The 17,079-nt window shown below is 61.3% G+C and carries 16 protein-coding genes and 1 pseudogene; 12 read left to right on the top strand and 5 right to left on the bottom strand.

The window, feature by feature from the left end; all coding sequences use genetic code 11:
- Positions 1-124 precede the first annotated feature (124 nt).
- From FHT82_RS16370 to FHT82_RS16345, 6 genes are read left to right on the top strand one after another with little or no spacing between them, the layout of a single operon-like run.
- Complete coding sequence (locus tag FHT82_RS16370) at positions 125-1,081, top strand: ABC transporter permease (protein ID WP_183732826.1); 957 nt, start codon at positions 125-127, stop codon at positions 1,079-1,081.
- A gap of 2 nt (positions 1,082-1,083) precedes the next feature.
- Positions 1,084-2,043 (top strand): ABC transporter permease, encoded by a 960-nt coding sequence (locus FHT82_RS16365; protein WP_183732684.1) that lies wholly within the window; start codon positions 1,084-1,086, stop codon positions 2,041-2,043.
- Positions 2,040-3,047, top strand: a complete 1,008-nt coding sequence (locus FHT82_RS16360) for an ABC transporter ATP-binding protein (protein WP_183732681.1) — start codon at positions 2,040-2,042, stop codon at positions 3,045-3,047. The genes FHT82_RS16365 and FHT82_RS16360 overlap by 4 nt, the downstream gene beginning before the upstream one ends.
- On the top strand, positions 3,047-4,039 hold the full coding sequence (locus tag FHT82_RS16355) for an oligopeptide/dipeptide ABC transporter ATP-binding protein (RefSeq protein WP_183732678.1): 993 nt from the start codon (positions 3,047-3,049) through the stop codon (positions 4,037-4,039). The genes FHT82_RS16360 and FHT82_RS16355 overlap by 1 nt, the downstream gene beginning before the upstream one ends.
- Positions 4,036-5,097, top strand: coding sequence for a four-carbon acid sugar kinase family protein (locus FHT82_RS16350; RefSeq protein WP_183732661.1), 1,062 nt, complete (start codon positions 4,036-4,038; stop codon positions 5,095-5,097). Before FHT82_RS16355 ends, FHT82_RS16350 begins: the two co-directional genes overlap by 4 nt.
- A gap of 24 nt (positions 5,098-5,121) precedes the next feature.
- On the top strand, positions 5,122-5,880 hold the full coding sequence (locus tag FHT82_RS16345) for a FadR/GntR family transcriptional regulator (RefSeq protein WP_183732658.1): 759 nt from the start codon (positions 5,122-5,124) through the stop codon (positions 5,878-5,880).
- A gap of 28 nt (positions 5,881-5,908) precedes the next feature.
- Here FHT82_RS16345 and FHT82_RS16340 read toward each other — a convergent pair whose 3' ends face one another.
- Complete coding sequence (locus FHT82_RS16340) at positions 5,909-6,796, bottom strand: LysR family transcriptional regulator (protein WP_183732655.1); 888 nt, start codon at positions 6,794-6,796, stop codon at positions 5,909-5,911.
- Between the two features lie 79 nt (positions 6,797-6,875).
- On the opposite strand from FHT82_RS16340, the gene FHT82_RS16335 reads away from it, so the two are divergent.
- The 3 genes from FHT82_RS16335 (at position 6,876) to FHT82_RS16325 (ending at position 8,730) form a co-directional block, all read left to right on the top strand.
- Positions 6,876-7,658, top strand: a complete 783-nt coding sequence (locus FHT82_RS16335) for an MBL fold metallo-hydrolase (protein ID WP_183732653.1) — start codon at positions 6,876-6,878, stop codon at positions 7,656-7,658.
- Between the two features lie 48 nt (positions 7,659-7,706).
- A complete protein-coding gene (locus FHT82_RS16330) occupies positions 7,707-8,420 on the top strand; it encodes an SDR family oxidoreductase (RefSeq protein ID WP_183732650.1) in 714 nt (237 codons plus the stop codon).
- Positions 8,421-8,484: 64 nt separating this feature from the next.
- Positions 8,485-8,730 (top strand): 4-oxalocrotonate tautomerase family protein, encoded by a 246-nt coding sequence (locus FHT82_RS16325; RefSeq protein ID WP_183732647.1) that lies wholly within the window; start codon positions 8,485-8,487, stop codon positions 8,728-8,730.
- Between the two features lie 198 nt (positions 8,731-8,928).
- On the opposite strand, the gene FHT82_RS16320 is transcribed toward FHT82_RS16325, so the two are convergent.
- Positions 8,929-10,866: a mechanosensitive ion channel family protein gene (locus FHT82_RS16320; RefSeq protein ID WP_183732643.1), complete on the bottom strand. Its 1,938-nt coding sequence runs from the start codon at positions 10,864-10,866 to the stop codon at positions 8,929-8,931.
- Between the two features lie 186 nt (positions 10,867-11,052).
- Here FHT82_RS16320 and FHT82_RS16315 point away from each other — a divergent pair, with 186 nt between their 5' ends.
- Positions 11,053-11,352 (top strand): hypothetical protein, encoded by a 300-nt coding sequence (locus FHT82_RS16315; protein WP_183732641.1) that lies wholly within the window; start codon positions 11,053-11,055, stop codon positions 11,350-11,352.
- Positions 11,353-11,520: 168 nt separating this feature from the next.
- Complete coding sequence (locus FHT82_RS16310) at positions 11,521-13,218, top strand: hypothetical protein (RefSeq protein WP_348647623.1); 1,698 nt, start codon at positions 11,521-11,523, stop codon at positions 13,216-13,218.
- A 247-nt stretch (positions 13,219-13,465) separates the two neighbouring features.
- Here FHT82_RS16310 and FHT82_RS16305 read toward each other — a convergent pair whose 3' ends face one another.
- Together FHT82_RS16305 and FHT82_RS16300 are read right to left on the bottom strand one after the other, a co-directional pair.
- A complete protein-coding gene (locus tag FHT82_RS16305) occupies positions 13,466-14,488 on the bottom strand; it encodes an HAD family hydrolase (RefSeq protein WP_183732635.1) in 1,023 nt (340 codons plus the stop codon).
- Complete coding sequence (locus FHT82_RS16300; RefSeq protein ID WP_183732633.1) at positions 14,457-15,476, bottom strand: formylglycine-generating enzyme family protein; 1,020 nt, start codon at positions 15,474-15,476, stop codon at positions 14,457-14,459. The genes FHT82_RS16305 and FHT82_RS16300 overlap by 32 nt, the downstream gene beginning before the upstream one ends.
- Before the next feature lie 227 nt (positions 15,477-15,703).
- Here FHT82_RS16300 and FHT82_RS30370 point away from each other — a divergent pair.
- A pseudogene (locus FHT82_RS30370) lies at positions 15,704-15,820 on the top strand (transporter); the annotation flags it as partial.
- 37 nt (positions 15,821-15,857) lie between these two features.
- On the opposite strand, the gene FHT82_RS16295 reads toward FHT82_RS30370, so the two are convergent.
- Positions 15,858-17,069 (bottom strand): alpha/beta hydrolase, encoded by a 1,212-nt coding sequence (locus FHT82_RS16295; RefSeq protein WP_183732630.1) that lies wholly within the window; start codon positions 17,067-17,069, stop codon positions 15,858-15,860.
- Between the last annotated feature and the right edge of the window lie 10 nt (positions 17,070-17,079).

The raw sequence follows: 17,079 nt of genomic DNA, 5'->3' as shown, positions 1-17,079 counted from the left end.
GCATGGCCGCATGACGCGGCTGAAGCAGCGGCGCGAAGGTCGCAAGACCTTCGCGCTATATTTCAAGAAGAACCGGCGGCTGCGGCCTCCCGCGGGATGCGCCGGGCAAGAATGGGAGGTGGCCTTGCTACGCTATGTGCTCACGCGGTTCGCCATCTGGATTCCGTCTGTCCTTGTCGTGATGATGGCCGTCTATGCGATGGCATTCTACGGCGCGGGCGATCCGATCAAGCTGATCTTCCTTCGCGCGCCTGGCGACGTCGCCTATAACCCGCAGCGTATCGAGGCGATCCGTGAAAGTGCTGGTCTCAACAAGCCCTTCATCGAGCAGTTCGGCCTTTACGTCTGGAACCTGCTGCACGGCCAGTTCGGCAATTCGCTGACATCGGGCCGCTCGGTCTGGGCAATGGTTTCTGCTGCTGCACCGGTTTCCTTCCAGCTTGCGCTCTGTTCCATCATCCTGACGACGGTCGTTGCGATCCCGCTCGGGATGATCGCCGCTCTGAACCAGAACAGCCGCGTCGACTATACGATCCTCGGTACGGCGCTTTTCCTGTGGGCGATCCCGGCCTATGTTGCAGGCCCGCTGCTGATGGTGGCGCTGATCGTGCTGCTGCCGATGATCAAGGTACCCTATGGCTGGGGCGGCGTCTTCGACGTGCGCATCATCCTGCCGCTCATCGTGCTCTCTTTCCAGCCGATCGCGCTGATCGTGCGCCAGACGCGCGCCGCCGTCATCGAGGTACTGTCTGAAGATTTCGTTCGCACCGCGCGTGCCAAGGGCGTGCCGGAAATCGTGGTGGCGCTAAAGCATATCCTGCGTCCGGTGTTGACGCCCATTGTGACCCAGCTCGGCCTCATCATGATCACCATCGTCAACGGTGCCATCTTCGTCGAGCTCGTCTTTGGCTTGCCTGGCCTTGGTCGGTTGACCGTGCAGGCGCTTACCAATTCTGATTATCCCGTCATTCTCGCGATCACCCTGATCGGATCCTTCCTGGTCATGGTGTCGAACCTGCTGGTCGATGTGCTCTACCCGCTGCTCGATCCGCGAGCCAATGATTCCAGAAGGAGCCGCTGACCATGTCCGCCATTCCTCTTTCGACGATCGACACGGCCGAGGAGCCGCCGGTCAACCTGTGGCGCGATGCCTGGCATCGCCTGAAGCGCAACAAGCTTTCGGTCTTCGGCCTGATCGTGATTGTGATACTTGCCTTCACGGCAATCTTCGGCCCGTATCTGACGCCCTACGATTACCTCAGCCAGGATCTCGCCTCGCGCAATGCGGTGCCGTCGCTCGCGCATTTCTTCGGTACTGACGACCTCGGCCGCGACGTCTTCAGCCGCATCGTGTTCGGTACGCGCACGGCCTTCCTCGTCGCTGTCATCGTCACATTTATCGCTGTCTTGATCGGACTGCTGCTCGGCGCTGTCGCCGGCTTCTTCGGCAATCCCTATGACCGGGCCATCATGTGGCTGACCGATGTGACAATGTCTGTGCCGAACTTGCTTCTCGTCGTCGTCATCAATGCATCGCTGAAGACGCCGATCACCAGGTGGATGGAGGCGCAGTATCTCGCGACCCTGAACCCCTTCTACCGCCAGACGGTCTGGGTGGATTTCATCCTGGTCTTCGGCTCGATGGCACTGATCTCCTGGCCGCCCTATGCGCGCCTTGTCCGCGCCCAGGTGCTGTCGATCCGCAATCGTCCCTACGTCATGGCAGCACAGGCGCTCGGCCTTTCCAACTGGATCGTCATTCTGCGCTATATCGTGCCGAATGCGCTCGGGCCGCTGATCGTTTCCGTCAGCGCCGGTCTCGGCACGGCAATGGTGCTGGAAAGCGCCTTCAGCTTCCTCGGCGTCGGCGTCAATCCGCCGACACCCAGCTGGGGCAACATGATCTCGGACGGTCTGCGCGTCTGGCAGCATTATCCGCATCTCCTCGCCGCTCCGGCGGCCGTGCTCGGTCTTGCCTCGGTGGCCTTCAGCTTCCTTGGCGACGGCCTCAACGACGCACTCAATCCGCGGGGCAGCAAATGATGAATGCAACGAGCAACGAACGCCTGCTGGACGTGAAGGATCTCACCATCGAGATCGATACGCGCCGCGGCCCGGCCGTCGTCGTCGACGGCATCGACCTCTACGTCAACAAGGGCGAGACGCTTGGCGTCGTCGGTGAATCCGGCTGCGGCAAGAGCCTGACGATGCTGAGCCTGATGCGGCTTCTGCCGAACAAGATCAAGGTGACGAAGGGTACGGCCAAGTTTGGTGGCCGCGACCTGCAGAAGATGTCGAACAGCGAACTGCGCAAGGTACGCGGCGGCGATGTCGGCTTCGTCTTCCAGGATCCGATGACCTCGCTCAATCCGGTCATGCGCATCGGCGACCAGATCTGCGAGCCGCTGATCTATCACCGCAAGATGTCGAAGAAAGAGGCGCGGGCTCGCGCCGTCGAGCTTCTGCGCCTTGTCGGCATTCCCGGGCCGGAAGAGCGGCTGATGGCCTATCCGCATGAGCTTTCGGGCGGCATGCGCCAGCGTGTGATGATCGCGATTGGCCTTGCCTGCAATCCGAAGCTGCTGATCGCCGACGAGCCGACCACCGCGCTCGATGTGACGATCCAGGCCCAGATCGTCGATCTGGTGAAGGATCTGCGCGCCAAGCTCGGCATGTCCGTCGTCTGGATCACCCACGACCTCGCGCTGATCGCCGGTCTCGTTGATCGCGTCGCCGTGCTCTATGCCGGCACGGTCGTGGAAGATGCGCCGGTGGGCGAGCTCTATGCTCGTCCCAGCCATCCCTATACGCGCGGGCTGTTGTCCTCGATCCCGAAGCTTTCGGATGCGCCGGCAAGTCGCCTGTCCTCGATCGGCGGCACACCGCCGGAGCCCGGCCGCCGTCCGAAGGGCTGCCCCTTTGCGCCGCGCTGCCCGCTGGCCGAAGCCGTCTGTCACGAGCGGGTGCCGCGGCTCGAGCCGATTGCCGGCAACAGCGCACATCGCGCCGCTTGTTTCGTCGTGCAGAAAATGCAGGAGGCTGCGTGATGGGTGTCCAACCGCTCTTGAAGGTCGAAAACCTCGTCAAGCATTTCCACGTCAAGCTCGGCGCCTTCGGTGAGCGCTCGGCGACCGTCTATGCGCTCGACAATGTCAATCTCGAGATCATGGAAGGCGAGACTCTGAGCCTCGTCGGTGAGTCCGGCTGCGGCAAGTCGACGACCGGCTTCACCATCCTCAATCTCTACAAGGCGACCAGCGGCAAGGTGGTCTACAAGGGCCAGGATCTTGCGACGCTGGACGAAAAGCAGATGCGGCCCTTCCGCCGCGACCTGCAGATCGTCTTCCAGGATCCCTATTCGACGCTGAACCCGCGCATGACGGTCGGCGAAGCGATCGGCGAGCCGATCCTCTTCCACAAGCTTGCCACCAAGGCCGAGCTGAAGGACAAGGTCGCGGCGCTGCTGACGGATGTCGGCCTGCCGACACGTTTTGCCCAGCGCTATCCGCATGAGCTCTCGGGCGGCCAGCGCCAGCGTGTCGTCATTGCGCGTGCGCTTGCCTGCCAGCCGAAGTTCATCGTCTGCGACGAGGCGATCTCGGCGCTCGATGTGTCGATCCAGGCGCAGATCATCAACCTGCTGCTCGACCTGCAGGAAAAATATGGCCTGACCTATCTCTTCATCGCCCATGACCTCGCCGTCGTGCGTCATATCAGCACGCGTGTCGGCGTCATGTATCTCGGTCGTCTGGCCGAGCTTGCGACGCGGGAAGAGCTCTTCGATAATCCGCTGCATCCCTATACGAAGGCGCTGCTTTCGGCCGTGCCGGAGACCGATCCGGAGCTTGAGCGCACGCGCAAGCGTCAGATCCTGCAGGGCGACGTGCCGAGCCCGCTGAGCCCGCCGACAGGCTGCCGCTTCCACACGCGCTGCCCGATCGCGATGGAGGTATGCAGTAAGGTCATTCCGGAATGGAAGGAAGCGAAGCCCGGCCATCTCGTTGCCTGCCATGCCGTCAATCCGGGGCAGACTTCATGACGCTGAAAGTCGCCATCATTGCCGACGACCTGACCGGCTCTCTCGATACGGGGACACCCTTCGTGGAGGCCGGACTGTCGGTCGCCGTCGCGATCGATGTCGAGGCTGTCGGCAAGGCGCTTGAGACTGGTGCCGAGGTTGTTGTCGTCAACACGGCTTCTCGCGGCTTGCCGGAGGAGGGCGCGGCCGCGCGCGTGCGGGTGGTGGCCGAGGTCCTGCGATCGGCAGGGTCGGCGATCTTCATGAAAAAGATCGACTCCCGGCTAAAGGGCAATGTTGCGGCTGAAAGCATTGCACTGGCGGACGTGCTCGGTTTTGAGAGCATCCTGATGGCGCCTGCCATTCCCGATCAGGAGCGCATTACCTATCGCGGTTGCGTGGTCGGGCGCGGCGTCGAGCATCCGTTGCCGATCGCCGATCTCTTTTTCGGATATGGCCGTGAGGTCATGGTTGCCGATGCTGAGGATGACGCCGATCTCGATATGACCGTTGCCGAAAACAACTGGCATTCGACACTTGCCGTCGGTGCTCGCGGCCTGGGCTCTGCGCTCGCGCGCCGGTTCGGCGAGGCGGCGCGGCTGACGCCGGAATTTCTTGCGACGCGGAAGACGCTGTTTGCCTTCGGCTCCCGCGATCCCATCACGGCCGTACAGATGGATCGTCTCGAAGCCTCGCATGCACTTCGCATCGTCGTCGATGCGCCGATGGGTGTGGTCGAAAGCGGCGAGGGGTTGGCGCTGCCGGCACTGCTGCGCTGTACGGGCGAGATTAAGAGCGATGCCGCGCTTGTTGCCGCTCGCTTTGCGCAGGGCGTGAAATCGGTCATAGATGATACGAACCCGGATATGATCATGGTGGGCGGTGGTGATACCGCGCTTGCCGTTTTTCGCGAACTGGGCGTTACGGTCCTGTTGCCGAAGGGGGAAATCGAGGCCGGTATTCCGTGGTTCGACGTTAAAGATATCAACGGGCGGCAATTTCGATGTGCCGTCAAGTCGGGGGGCTTCGGCAATTCCGATAGTTTGCTAAGACTGGTCGTTCGGAATCAGGCTGCGTAACGGATGCCAGCAGGGAGAATGAGAGTGGATGAAGCGAATGGCGGATCGGTGAATCCGGAAGCGGCACCGGCAGCCCGACCAGGCAGGGCCGTGAAGCTGGTCGACCGTGTCTTCGACCAGTTGATGGAACGCATCCGTGCCGGCAATTACCCGCCGGATTCACGCCTTCCGGGCGAACACGAACTTGCCTCGATGCTCGGCGTCTCGCGCCCGATCGTGCGCGATGCGCTGGCACGCCTGCGCGAGCAGGGGATCGTCTACGCAAGACAAGGTGCCGGTACCTTCGTCAGTGCGCATGGCTCGCCGACGGCCCAGCTTGCCTATTCGCCGGTCAAGACGATTGCCGATATCCAGCGCTGCTACGAATTCCGCCTGACGATCGAGCCGGCGGCCGCCTATTTTGCAGCCAAGCGCCGCGACGATGCCGCGATCCAGAAAATCGCGGCCGCTCTTGCAGATCTACGTGAGGCGACCAGCCATCAGCTGCACCGGGTGGATGCCGATTTCGTCTTCCACCGCGCCGTCACCGAGGCAGCCAACAACCACTATTACACCGCCTCGATGGACGCGCTGAAAGCGCATATCGCCGTCGGCATGCATCTGCATGGGCTTTCGTTGCTTGGTCCGCGGCCGGGCCTGGAGCAGGTGTACCAGGAGCATAACGAAATCTACAAGGCGATCGCCGAGGGCAGGGCGGAAGATGCCCGTGACCTGATGCGGGCGCATCTCGAGGGTTCGCGGGATCGCCTGTTCGAAGGCCGTGTGCTCGACCTGTCCTTCTGAGGAAGCCCGGCTTCGGGATGTCGAGGTCTCATTCCTCGAATAAAGCTTGTTCCGTCGCGAATATCTTGGTGATGTATTCGGCGACGGTGCGGATCGGCGGATCCTTGCGCTGCTGGCGTCGGGTGAGAAGCCAGGCTTCCCGCGGCGGCGGGACTAGTTCGAGCGGGCAGGGACAGAGGTTTCCTTCCAGACGGCCGATATAATGCGGCAGGAGTGCCAGACCTGCGCCTGACTTGGCAGCCATCGCCTGGGAAACCTGATTGTTGGCGCGGAAAGACACGCGCGCGTGCGAGAAGTGGCGGGCCAGCCAGATCGCTTCGGGCACATAGCCGTTCACCTCGTCAAATCCGACGAAGACGGGTTCAGCGCCGTTTTCGACCTGCCGGCAAACCTCCTGCGTTCCGTAAAAGCCGTATCCGATCGTCGCAAGTTGTTTGGCGATCAAATCGCCGTCCTGCGGTTTTCCTAGGCGTATGGCGATGTCGGCCTCGTGACGTTCGAGGCTTATGGTGCGCAGGTCAGTCGCGAGGTCGATATCGAGGCCCGGATATTGTTTGGTGATCTCCGCCAGACGGGGGATCAGGAAGCCCTGCGAGAGTGCAGGCGAGGCATTGATACGCACGAGTCCCTTCGGCGTGTCATCCTTCCAGCCGCGCCCGAGCGTCTGGACCGAGGCTTCCATGTCGCTTGCCGCCGTCAGTGCGCGCGTTCCAGCTGGGGTCAGCACGTAGCCGTCCGGGCGGCGCTCGACCAGTTTTTCGCCGAGCGTTTCCTCCAGTGAATGAAGCCGGCGGGCGATCGTCGCATGGTTGACGCGCAGCGTGCGGGCGGCGGCCGACAGGCTTCCGTGCCGTCCGAGCGCGAGAAACACCCTGATGTCCTGCCAGTCCGGCTCTGTGCGTTTTTTATCAGCCATTGACAAAGAATAGCGAATTTTTCGCAGAAAGGAACGGGACTAGACAGGAGGCGACCTCGAAACAGAAAGGTTGCCGAACATGAGTTCTTCCAGTCTCAAACTTACGCTTATCGGCGGACCGACCGTGCTGATCGAATACGGCACGCTCCGGCTTCTGACCGATCCGACATTCGACCCGCCGGGCCTCTACAGGGAAAAGCCCGTCCGCTTCGAAAAGACCTCCGGTCCTGCCTTGTCGGTCGAGGAGATCGGCCAGCTGGATGCAGTGCTGCTCAGCCACGACCAGCACCTCGACAATCTCGACAGTGCCGGCCGGGCGATGCTGCCGACGGTCGCCACCACCTACACGACCAAGGCCGGTGCAGAACGGTTGGGTGGCAATGCACTTGGCCTTGCTCCATTCGAAACCGTCACGCTGGAAGGCGCCGGCGGCGAGAGGCTGCTGGTCACGGCAACGCCGGCCCGTCACGGCCCTGTCGGTATCGAGCCGATATCAGGCGATGTCGTCGGCTTCGCACTCGGCCGCGAAAAGCCGGGCGACCTTCTCTACGTGACCGGCGACACGGTCTGGTACGAGGGCACGGCCGAGGTTGCGCGGCTCTTTTCTCCCAAAGTCGTGCTGTTGTTTACGGGCGCTGCCGAGCCCCGTGGCCGCTTCCACATGACGATGGGCAGCGAGGATGCTCTGGAGGCGGCCCACGCCTTCGCGAACGCGCTGCTCGTGCCCGCGCACAATGAGGGCTGGGTACACTTCCGCGAAAATCAGGATCAGCTTGCGCACGCTTTTTCAGTCTTCAACCTCGAAGGCCGCCTGAAGCTTTTCGAAAAAGGCAAACCGCTCGTCGTCGACCTGACGGCCTGAGCATCCCAACACATGGCGCAAAGCGCCGATCTTCCAAGGAGACATGTCATGAGCAATGAGCAGAAAGTCGCAGTCGTTACCGGTGCGTCGCAGGGTATCGGCGCAGGTATCGTTCAGGCCTATCGCGATCAAGGATATACGGTCGTCGCCAATTCCCGCAACATCCAGCCGTCATCCAATGCGGGCGTTATCGCAGTCCCCGGCAACGTCGGTGATCGCGCTGTGGCCGAACAGGTGATCAAGACGGCCGTGGAGCGGTTCGGTCGTGTCGACACGCTCATCAACAATGCCGGTATCTTCATCGGCAAGCCATTCACCGATTACACAGTTGAAGACTTCAACAATGTCATCAACGTCAACGTTGCCGGCTTCTTCCACGTCACGCAGTTTGCCATTGCCCAGATGCTGAAGCAGGGCCATGGTCACATCGTTCAGATCACCACGGCCCTTGTGGATCAGCCGATCGCCGGTGTTCCCACGGGTCTTGCGACGCTGACCAAGGGTGGTCTCGATGCCGTTACGCGCGGGCTCGCCATCGAATATGCCAAGAGCGGCATTCGTGTGAATGCAGTCGCACCCGGCATCATCAGGACGCCGATGCATGCGCCGGAAACGCATGATTTCCTCAAGGACCTGCACCCGGTCGGCCGGTTGGGCGAGGTGAGCGAAATCGTCGATGCCGTGCTTTATCTGGAGCATGCCGGCTTCGTGACCGGCGAGACGCTGAATGTCGATGGCGGCCAGCACGCCGGCCGTTGGTAATGGCTGCAAGGGGACGCAACGGACGGCGCGCCTGAAGAGCCCCCGTCCTTCAAGGAGAACGACAATGCCTTATGTGAATATCAAGGTGACACGCGAAGGCACGGCTCCGGGTGCAAGCAGCACCACGCCGGAACAGAAGGCAGCCCTCATCAAGGGTGTCAGCGATCTGCTCTTCGACATCATGGGCAAGCCGCATGACAGCACCTTCGTCGTCATCGATGAAATCGAGATGGAGAGCTGGGGGGTGGGCGGTCTGCCTGTGCCGGAATATCGCAAGCAGCTTGCTGAAAAGGCAGCGAAACAGAAATAATACGGAGCAATTCCAGCAGCAAAAGTGCTTGGCGGTTTTGCGCCCAGAATTGCGAAAACAAATAGCGTGGCGGCCGTCAGGGCCGCCATTCGCTTTGCAGTCGAGTGAAACGGAGGGATATCGCGTCATGGGCAACTGGCAGGACAAACGTATTGTTGACCTCTTCGGGTGTCCGGTCCGGACTCCGCGGCGGTCATCTCAGCCCTCCGTGCCGGCGGCCTTCGCCTGCTGGGCGGCGCGGAGCGTGGCTGTTGCGGCGGCAGCAGCGCCGTTCTTGTCGTCGCCGCCGACCTGCACCATCGGCTGGGCGAATTCGATGCCGTTGTTCTGGAAGGCTTCGCGGATCATGGCGTAGGCCTTGCGGCGGATATAGGTCTGCATGCCGGGCACTGTCGTCATGGCGAAGCTCAGGACGATGCCGTAGTCGCCGAATTCCTCGACGCCCTTCATCTTGAGCGGTTCGATGAAAAGCGGGCCGACCTCGGCATCTTCTTTCAACTCCGCGCCGATCGTCTTGGTGATCTTGCGGGCCTTGTTGATGTCGGTGTTATAGGCGACCGAGATGCGGAACTTGTCGATCACCCAGTCGCGGCTCATGTTTTCCACGGCGCCGAGCTCTCCGAAGGGCACGGTGAAGACGGGGCCGCGATGGTGGCGCAGCCGCACGGAGCGCAGGCTGAAGCCTTCTACCGTTCCCTTGTAGTTTTTCGCCTGTATATATTCGCCGACACGGAAGGCGTCATCGAGCATATAGAAAACGCCGCTGATGACGTCCTTGACGAGGGTCTGCGAACCGAAGCCGATCGCCACGCCGAAGATGCCAGCGCCGGCGATCAGCGGACCGATCTCGACGCCGAGCTGCGCCAGCACGATCAGGCCGGCCATGACCGCCACCATGACGGCGAGCGCGTTGCGGAAGATCGGCAGTAATGTCCGGAATCGCGCGCGTTTCGCCACTTCGGCAGGGGCGAGGCCGGTCGCATCTGCCGAGGTTGTAATGCTGCGGTCGATCCAGCCCTTGGCAAGCTGCCAGAGAAGATCGGCAATCAGCAGAACAATGATACCTTTCAGCAGTCCATGGAGGACGGCGGCTAAGGTCGTGTTCTGATTTGCAAGGGAATCCGGACTGAGGCGCCAGACGAGAGCCAGCCAGCCGACGGCGAGTGCTATGATGATCGCCCGGCTGCCGCGGACGAGCAATATGCTCCTGGCGCTTCCTGACGGCGCCGTCGTGAGCGCTGCCGCTGCTCCGCCTATGGCGCGCAACAGATCCGGCAGGACGAGAGCGTAGACGCCGAGCCAGAAAAGGCCTTGCAGATCAAGGCACCAGAGGATCCACAAAAGAGCGAGGAAGGCGGTGAGGCCTGTTTTTATGACAATGGATCGGGCCAATGCCGACCAGACCGTTTCGATCGCGAGCGCCAGCAGAAGAAGAGAAAAACAATAGGAGATGGCCTCCGTGACGGCCTGATCGACGCCAAGCGGTGCGCCGAGCGTCGCGGTTGCCGCGGCAAACAGTGCGATGCCGACAAAAAGCTGGGCGCGGATGGCGAGCGAGGGGCGGATGCTCTCCACGAGGCCAATCAAGACAGCGGCTACGCGGTAGACGACGAAGGCGGCCAGATAGGCGAGCAGAACCAGCCGTGCGAGCGGCGGCCATTCAACGGCGAAGAATATGATCGCAACGACCAGGGTGAAAACCGCGACCGGAAGAAGGCGAGCGACCGGGCCGATCGAGGGAGACCGGGCGCGCCTGAAGAGCCATTCGGCGGCCGCGCCTGCAGCGACCAGGCCGGCAAAAATCAGGAAGATCGGCGCATAGCCATGCGATACGGCATCCTGGCGAGCACGAGCGGCGCCTTCCGACACTTCGGAGGGGATGCGCGGAACTGCAGCAAGAATACCATGGATGCGCGAGCGCACCCGCGCTTCCCAAGTCGCAAAGCCTGATGGCTGGGCGGCTGCGGCTGTTGCGTCCTGCTCCTTCTTCCGACTTTCCAGCCAGGTTTGGATCTCGGGATCCTGCAGCAGGCCTATCAACTGGTCGATCTTTTGCTGGGGCGGCGGTGGCGCGGTTTGCGCCGCCGCCGCGGTCGCGACGAGGAAAGCGAGAAGAAATACCCCCAGCCTGATCATTTCCTATGTCTCCTTCCACGCTGGAAGGATGAGCACAGCCGATGCGTTTATGGGAGTACGTTACGGTAAACTCCGGCGTAAAGGCGGGGTAAGAGGCGTAAATGGCGGCGGATTTACGGTAACGTACTTCCATCTTGTACCTGTCACTCCATAGTCGGCGGGATGAGCAGGAGGCCCGAATCTCCAATGGGTAAGGAAGGAGGCATCAAGTGGAACGGCACGGAAACCGCACAGCGCGGGCTGTGGCGGCTCATGCTGAAATTGCCTGCAATGCGGGGCAGACTGCAGCTTCTCGCATCGAAATCCCGCTCGCTCAGCGATCTCTTTGAGGCTTATGAGGAAGCGAGCCTAGTCCTGGAACGCCTCATGCGACAGCCCGGGGAGGAGCATCGTCCTATGGTCGTGGAGTACGAGACCATCTGTGCCGAAATCGAATCCGATATCATTCAGTATGTTTTGGAGCGCGGCTCCAACGTGCCGAATTGAGGCGCTGACTCGCGTTAAAAGAGATCGCCTAATGGTTTTGTTAGAATTTTCAGTTGCAACCTCTCGCCGTCTCGGCGATAAACGTCCCTGTTATGCTTTAGCCTAATCAGCGCGTGCGGGGCGGTCATGGGTGCTGAAGTACACAACGCAAGGACATGCGAAGTATCGTTGTCGGAGGCCAGGGCGGAACTCGAACGAATTCTGTCCGATCCCAGATTCCATGCTACGGAACGACAACGGGCCATTCTGAGGTATCTTGCGGAACGGCGTTTCGCCGGCTGCGAGGAGGGGGTCAAGGCCTATTCCATCGCACTTGATGTCCTAGGGCGAGCGAGCAATTTCGATGCATCGAACGATCCGATCGTGCGCATCGAGGTGAGCCGGCTGCGTTCGTCGATCGAGAACTATTACGAGGCCTTCGGTGCCGAGCAGGATGTGACGATCCACATTCCCAAGGGTACTTATGTGACGCTTTTCCCTCGGTCACATGTGCCTTACGAGCATGACGAAGAAGAAGTGGCGCTGGAAAGCGATCTGCCCCAGGCGCCTGATGATGTTCCTGTTTGCCCGGCTGTGGAAGGCCCCGCTGCCGTTTCACGTTTTCGCCGGCCCCTGATGGTCCATACGGGGATGGCGCTGCTGCTCTGCGCGCTGATTGCTGCCGGCGTCGTTCTCTATGCCTCAAAGCCGTCCCTGACAGTCCGCCCGTCGGTCGCTCTTTCCATGGATGCGGTTGACACCAGGATGCAAGGCGAGGCCAGCCAGACGCGTGACATGCTGTTGACGGCGCTGACGCAATTCCAGACGCTGACCGTGGCGAAGGCTGGTTATGCCGGTGCGCGAGCCCAGAAGGCTGCAGGACGGGCCTATGAAATCGACATGAAATATTACGGCGATGGCGATCTCAGGAGTGTCTGGTGGCAGATCGTCGACAGCCAGTCCGATGATCTCCTGAAATCGGGGCTCGAAACGATTGCCATTGACGGAAAAAGCCCGGCAGCGACCCGCCAGGAGATCGTCGATGTTCTTGCGCGCCGCTTTGCAGCGACGCGTGGGGTGATCAACAATATCGAAACGCATGCCAGCAGCGCAGAGTCGATCGGTAACGCCTGCGTTCTGCGTGCAGAATATCAGCTCGATGACGGCAGTTCGGACAATATGGCCGCGGTGCGCTCCTGCCTCGAACGGACGCTTGCCGCCGATCCGAGCAATTCCGATGCCGAGGCGTTGCTTGCGCGCGTCCTTATCGCGCCGGAGGCCGCGGCCGGAGATGCTGTCGTGCGCGACCGTGCTCTCGGTCTGGCGAACCGCGCGGTTTCGATCGCCCCCATGTCGGATCGCGCCTATGTGGCGCTGATGATGGCGCAGTTCGCTGACGGACGCATCGATGCAGCGCTGCAGGCCGGAAATCGGGCGATCTCGCTCAACCCGAGTAATCCGGATGCTGTGGCAAAGCTCGCTTCCGTATTGTTTTCAGCCGGTTACTTCGACGCTGGTGTTGCTATGGCGCAGGATGCCGGCCGTGCCGTCGATATTGTGCCGCGCGACGCCATGCTCGTTCTTGCTCTCGATGCCTATCGCCGCGGCGACTGGTCGGAGGCCTCACTGCTTGCCGAGCAGGTGAATTGCACGGATTTCGTCGTGCGCGCCTTGCGCGCTGCCGCACTCGGTCAGCTCGGTTCCGATCAAGCCAAGGCGCGACTTGCCGATGTGCGTGGCAGGGATCCGGATTTCGAACGGACCCTGCGGCGGAAGCTGGAAGCAAAACGCCTCCAGCCGCTGCTTTCGGCTGAGATCGAGGCAGGTCTCGCCAAGGCTGGAGCGGTGTTCGCGTTTAATGACGTTACGAGTGCCCTCAACCCGTAAATAAGGTTGCGTTTACGGTAACCTACGTGTTCGACCTCGGCTTTCTGCAAGCTCGCCTTCGGTGGCCAGTTTCGCGGCTACAAATGGAACGACGCCATTTCCGCAATGGCCGGTTACCGCGCCCTCGGCGTGAACTACAGCGGCGACACCTTGACCAACGACATCGTCGAACATGGTCCGATTTTGGGTGTGGTCTTCCATTTCTAAGATTGTGCAAGGCGCTCGTGGCAACCAGGCGACCGCCTTGTCATTGCTCGAAGGCGAAGATCTTTCTCCAGTCGTTTTTCATGTCGACCACCAGCCAGTTCCGGCGCTCGGCCTCGTCCAGAGCTTTGTCCAGCTTTCCAAAGGCCGAATCCCGATCATAGGCATATTCACGATCGGCATCCGTGTGGTGGACCAGCATCGCGAAGCCGGGATCTTTGCCTGATGTCGTCCAGCGCATCATTTCGTAGTCGCCATCCGAATTGCCGGCCACGAAGATCGGCCGCTGACCGATGAACTTGTTGATGCCGACGGGTTTGCCGGGACCGTCGTCGATGAAATCGATCTTCGGCAGGCGTTTCAAAACCGGCACATCGTCGACGAGATCATATTCGGTGGCAATCGTGCTGCCGACGATCTGGTCGGGCGGGATGCCGTAAAGCTGTTCCGTCACCGGGCGCATGAACTCGACGCCGCCGCCCGAGACGATAAAGGTTCGGAAATCGTTGGCGCGCAGATAATCCAGCAGTTCACGCATCGGCAGATAGGTCATGTCGGTATAGGGCTTGCCGGTCTTGGGGTGTTTCGATGCCGCGAACCAGTCGGTGACGATCTTGGTGAATTCGTCTGACGTCATGTTGGCATGCGTCGCCATCACGAGGTCTACCATGCCCTTTTCACCGCCTCTCGCGACGCCTTTCAGGTCGCCGCCGAGGATGCTCTTGAAGGGGTCCCTGGTCTTCCATTCGGGATGCAGCGGCGCGAGCGTCTTGACGCGGTCGAGCATGAAGCCAAGCTGGACGTAATAGGGCTGCTCGGACCAGAGTGTGCCGTCATTGTCGAAGACGGCGATGCGGTCCAAAGGCGCGACATAACCCTCGCCACCCTCCGTGACGGTCGCCTTGACGAAATCCATGATGCGGGTCTTGGCGGGCGTATCGTTCCACGAAGGCAGCGGTTCCTGCGCGAGGACCGGGCTCCATGCCGCTGCGATCAGAAGGACGAAAGCGACGACGAGGGAGGCGAGGCTGGCGTCAATGGTTTGCGTGGACCTGCTTATGGGCATTCTCCTGAGGCATGGGCTCCTCGGACGCGGGTGCCCTTTTGATGCAGCGGAAACCGAGATGGCTCGTCGAGGTATCCTCCGGCTCGGCATGACGGGCGGCCGGGCGATAGCGGCGGCAGTAATTCGGTGCGCAAAGATGCGAGCCGCCCTTCAGCACACGGCGCGGAATACGGATATCGGGCTGGCGCGGGTCGTAGCTCGCCTCCACGCCTCCGCCGCGCGGATTGTTCGGAATGCAGCAGGCTTTTGCCGATGGTTCGGGATGGCGATCGGACCAGTAGTCCGCGGTCCATTCCCAGACATTGCCGATCATGTCGTAAAGGCCATAGCCGTTCGGCGGAAAGCTGCGAACGGGCGAGGTCCGTTCGTGGCCCTTCGGCTTCGTGGACTTCACCGGGAAGGTTCCCTGCCATGTATTGGCCATGGGAATGCCGCCCGGCATCAGTTCGTCACCCCAGGCAAATTCCGCATCGTCGAGGCCGCCACGCGCAGCGAGTTCCCACTCCGCTTCCGTGGGTAGTTCGAGCCCAGCCCAATCCGCATAGGCCTTCGCATCGCACCAGGCCACATGCACGACAGGATGGTCGAGTTTGCCGCGCAGGTCGCTGATGCCGCCGAGCGGCCGGCGCCAGTTCGCACCGAATTTGAACGTCCACCACTGCGTGATATCAGGCCCGCTGACGGTCTTCGGCTGGAAGAAGAGCAGCGATCCCGCACGCAACATCTCGGGTTTGGCGCCGGGATAATCCTTGGCGTCGGGAGTCTTTTCGGCGAAGGTGACATAACCGGTCGCCTTGACGAATTCCGTGAACCTGCGGTTCGTGACCGGGATCTCGTCGATCCAGAAACCGTCGACCTTCACGAGATGGGCAGGCGCCTCCTCCGGATAGTGATCGTTCGACCCCATGGTGAAGGTTCGTCCGGGAATCCAGACCATGCCTTCGGGTGCCCCGTTCGAGGCATGTGCGTCGCCGAATGCCAGTGCCATCGTCACCTCCGGAGTGTGAGCTGAAAGCTTCGCGCGTAAGCGCAGGGGGCGGAAGTACGTTACCGTAAACGCGTTCGCGTATGAGGTAAGGTCGGCGTAAATTTACGGTAACGTACTTGTTTGCCGGGTCGCGTCTATGTTCTCCTTACCACGGGTATCGGAGGGAATGATGGGCTGCAATCAGGTTTGCGTCTCGTCTGCTGGCGCTTTTGCCGTGGCTCCTCGGCATGATCGATGCCGCTGCTGCGCAGGAGTCCGACAGCGATCTTGCCAAGAAACTCAGCAATCCGGTCGCCTCGCTGATCAGCGTTCCCTTTCAGTTTAGCTACGACCATGGCTTCGGCGGTGTTGCCAGATGTAATGGCCGCGTAAACCATGCCGTTACTGTGTCAACGGCTCGGATTTCGGGTCGCCCCGCAGTGTATCTTCGACCTTCACCGGCTTTGCTGCGACCGGCGGACGTTCGGCGATTGCCAGCGGGGCGGCGACGGCCGTACCAGCGACCTTGCCCACTGTTTGCACCGTGCCGCCGACGACGGCGGCAACACCTTCGCCGAGGGTGATATTGGAATCCGTCAGAGGCTGGCCGGCTATCAGCCGTTGGCCGATCAGCTGAACGATCTCAGGGCTTTCGGCAAATTTGCCGTGGTTGAGCTTGTCGCCCGTGTCGACCTTCGTCAGATCGATCGCGGTAATGCCGGCCTCTTCCAGCCTGCTGCGATAGGGCTCCTTGGAGGGGTCGATGGCGCCCAGCCGGGATACTTTTCCGGTGATGAAGCTCGATACCGCCAGAGCCCGATCATCCTGCGAAACGAAGATCGTGAATTTCGGATGGGGCGTTCCCATCTCCACGAACTGCTTGGCGAAGACCTGTATGTCGATATCGGGCGAGGCAAGAATGACGTCACGGATCTTGGGGTTCACATGTCCGTCGCGAATGCCCATCTGGCGCAGGGATTCCATGGCGAGCCAGGTTCCCATGGAGTGGGCGAGGATGGTGATATCCTTGACGCTCGAATCCTGCGCGAGGATCCGTAGCGCCTGTTCGAGTGCGGTTCGCGAATAATTCGTGCTTTCCTTGTCGTATTCGTAAGCTGTCAGCTTGGCGCGCGAGGGCCAGGTGAAAAGGACCGGCGTGGCCTTCATGCCGCTGTCGTGGACGATCTGGGCCAGCCGGAACACGGAATCCTCATATGTATTGTTGAAGCCATGTACGAAGACGAGGGCATGTCCGTCTACAAGATGCTGTTTGAACCAGGCACGTCCATCTGTTCGCGTCTCGAGCTGCTGGACCCGCGTGACGGCAAAATCGGTTGCCGGGTTCGGCGGCAGCCGTTCGGGCCATTGAACAGTGCCGGCCGCACGTTTCGGCGGAATGGAAATGGCGATATCCGTCAGGTAGGGCTTGGGACTGCGCTCACCGTTAAAAAGCGTCGTAGGATCGCCGGAAGGCTGGCGTGTCGTGGCCACCAGCATGTCCACCTGCGACGTCTTCGGCGTGCTGGCCGTGAGAGCGATAGGGGTCATGACGCCAGTCGGATGGCCGCAGCCTGCAAGCACGCAGAACCCGGCGAGGAGAATGCGTCTCAGCATGATCGCTTCC

The sequence above is a fragment of the Rhizobium sp. BK275 genome (assembly GCF_014193555.1).
Lineage (GTDB): Bacteria > Pseudomonadota > Alphaproteobacteria > Rhizobiales > Rhizobiaceae > Rhizobium.
Note: the sequence above shows the minus strand (reverse complement) of the source record. Positions and strands in the feature narration are given on the sequence as shown.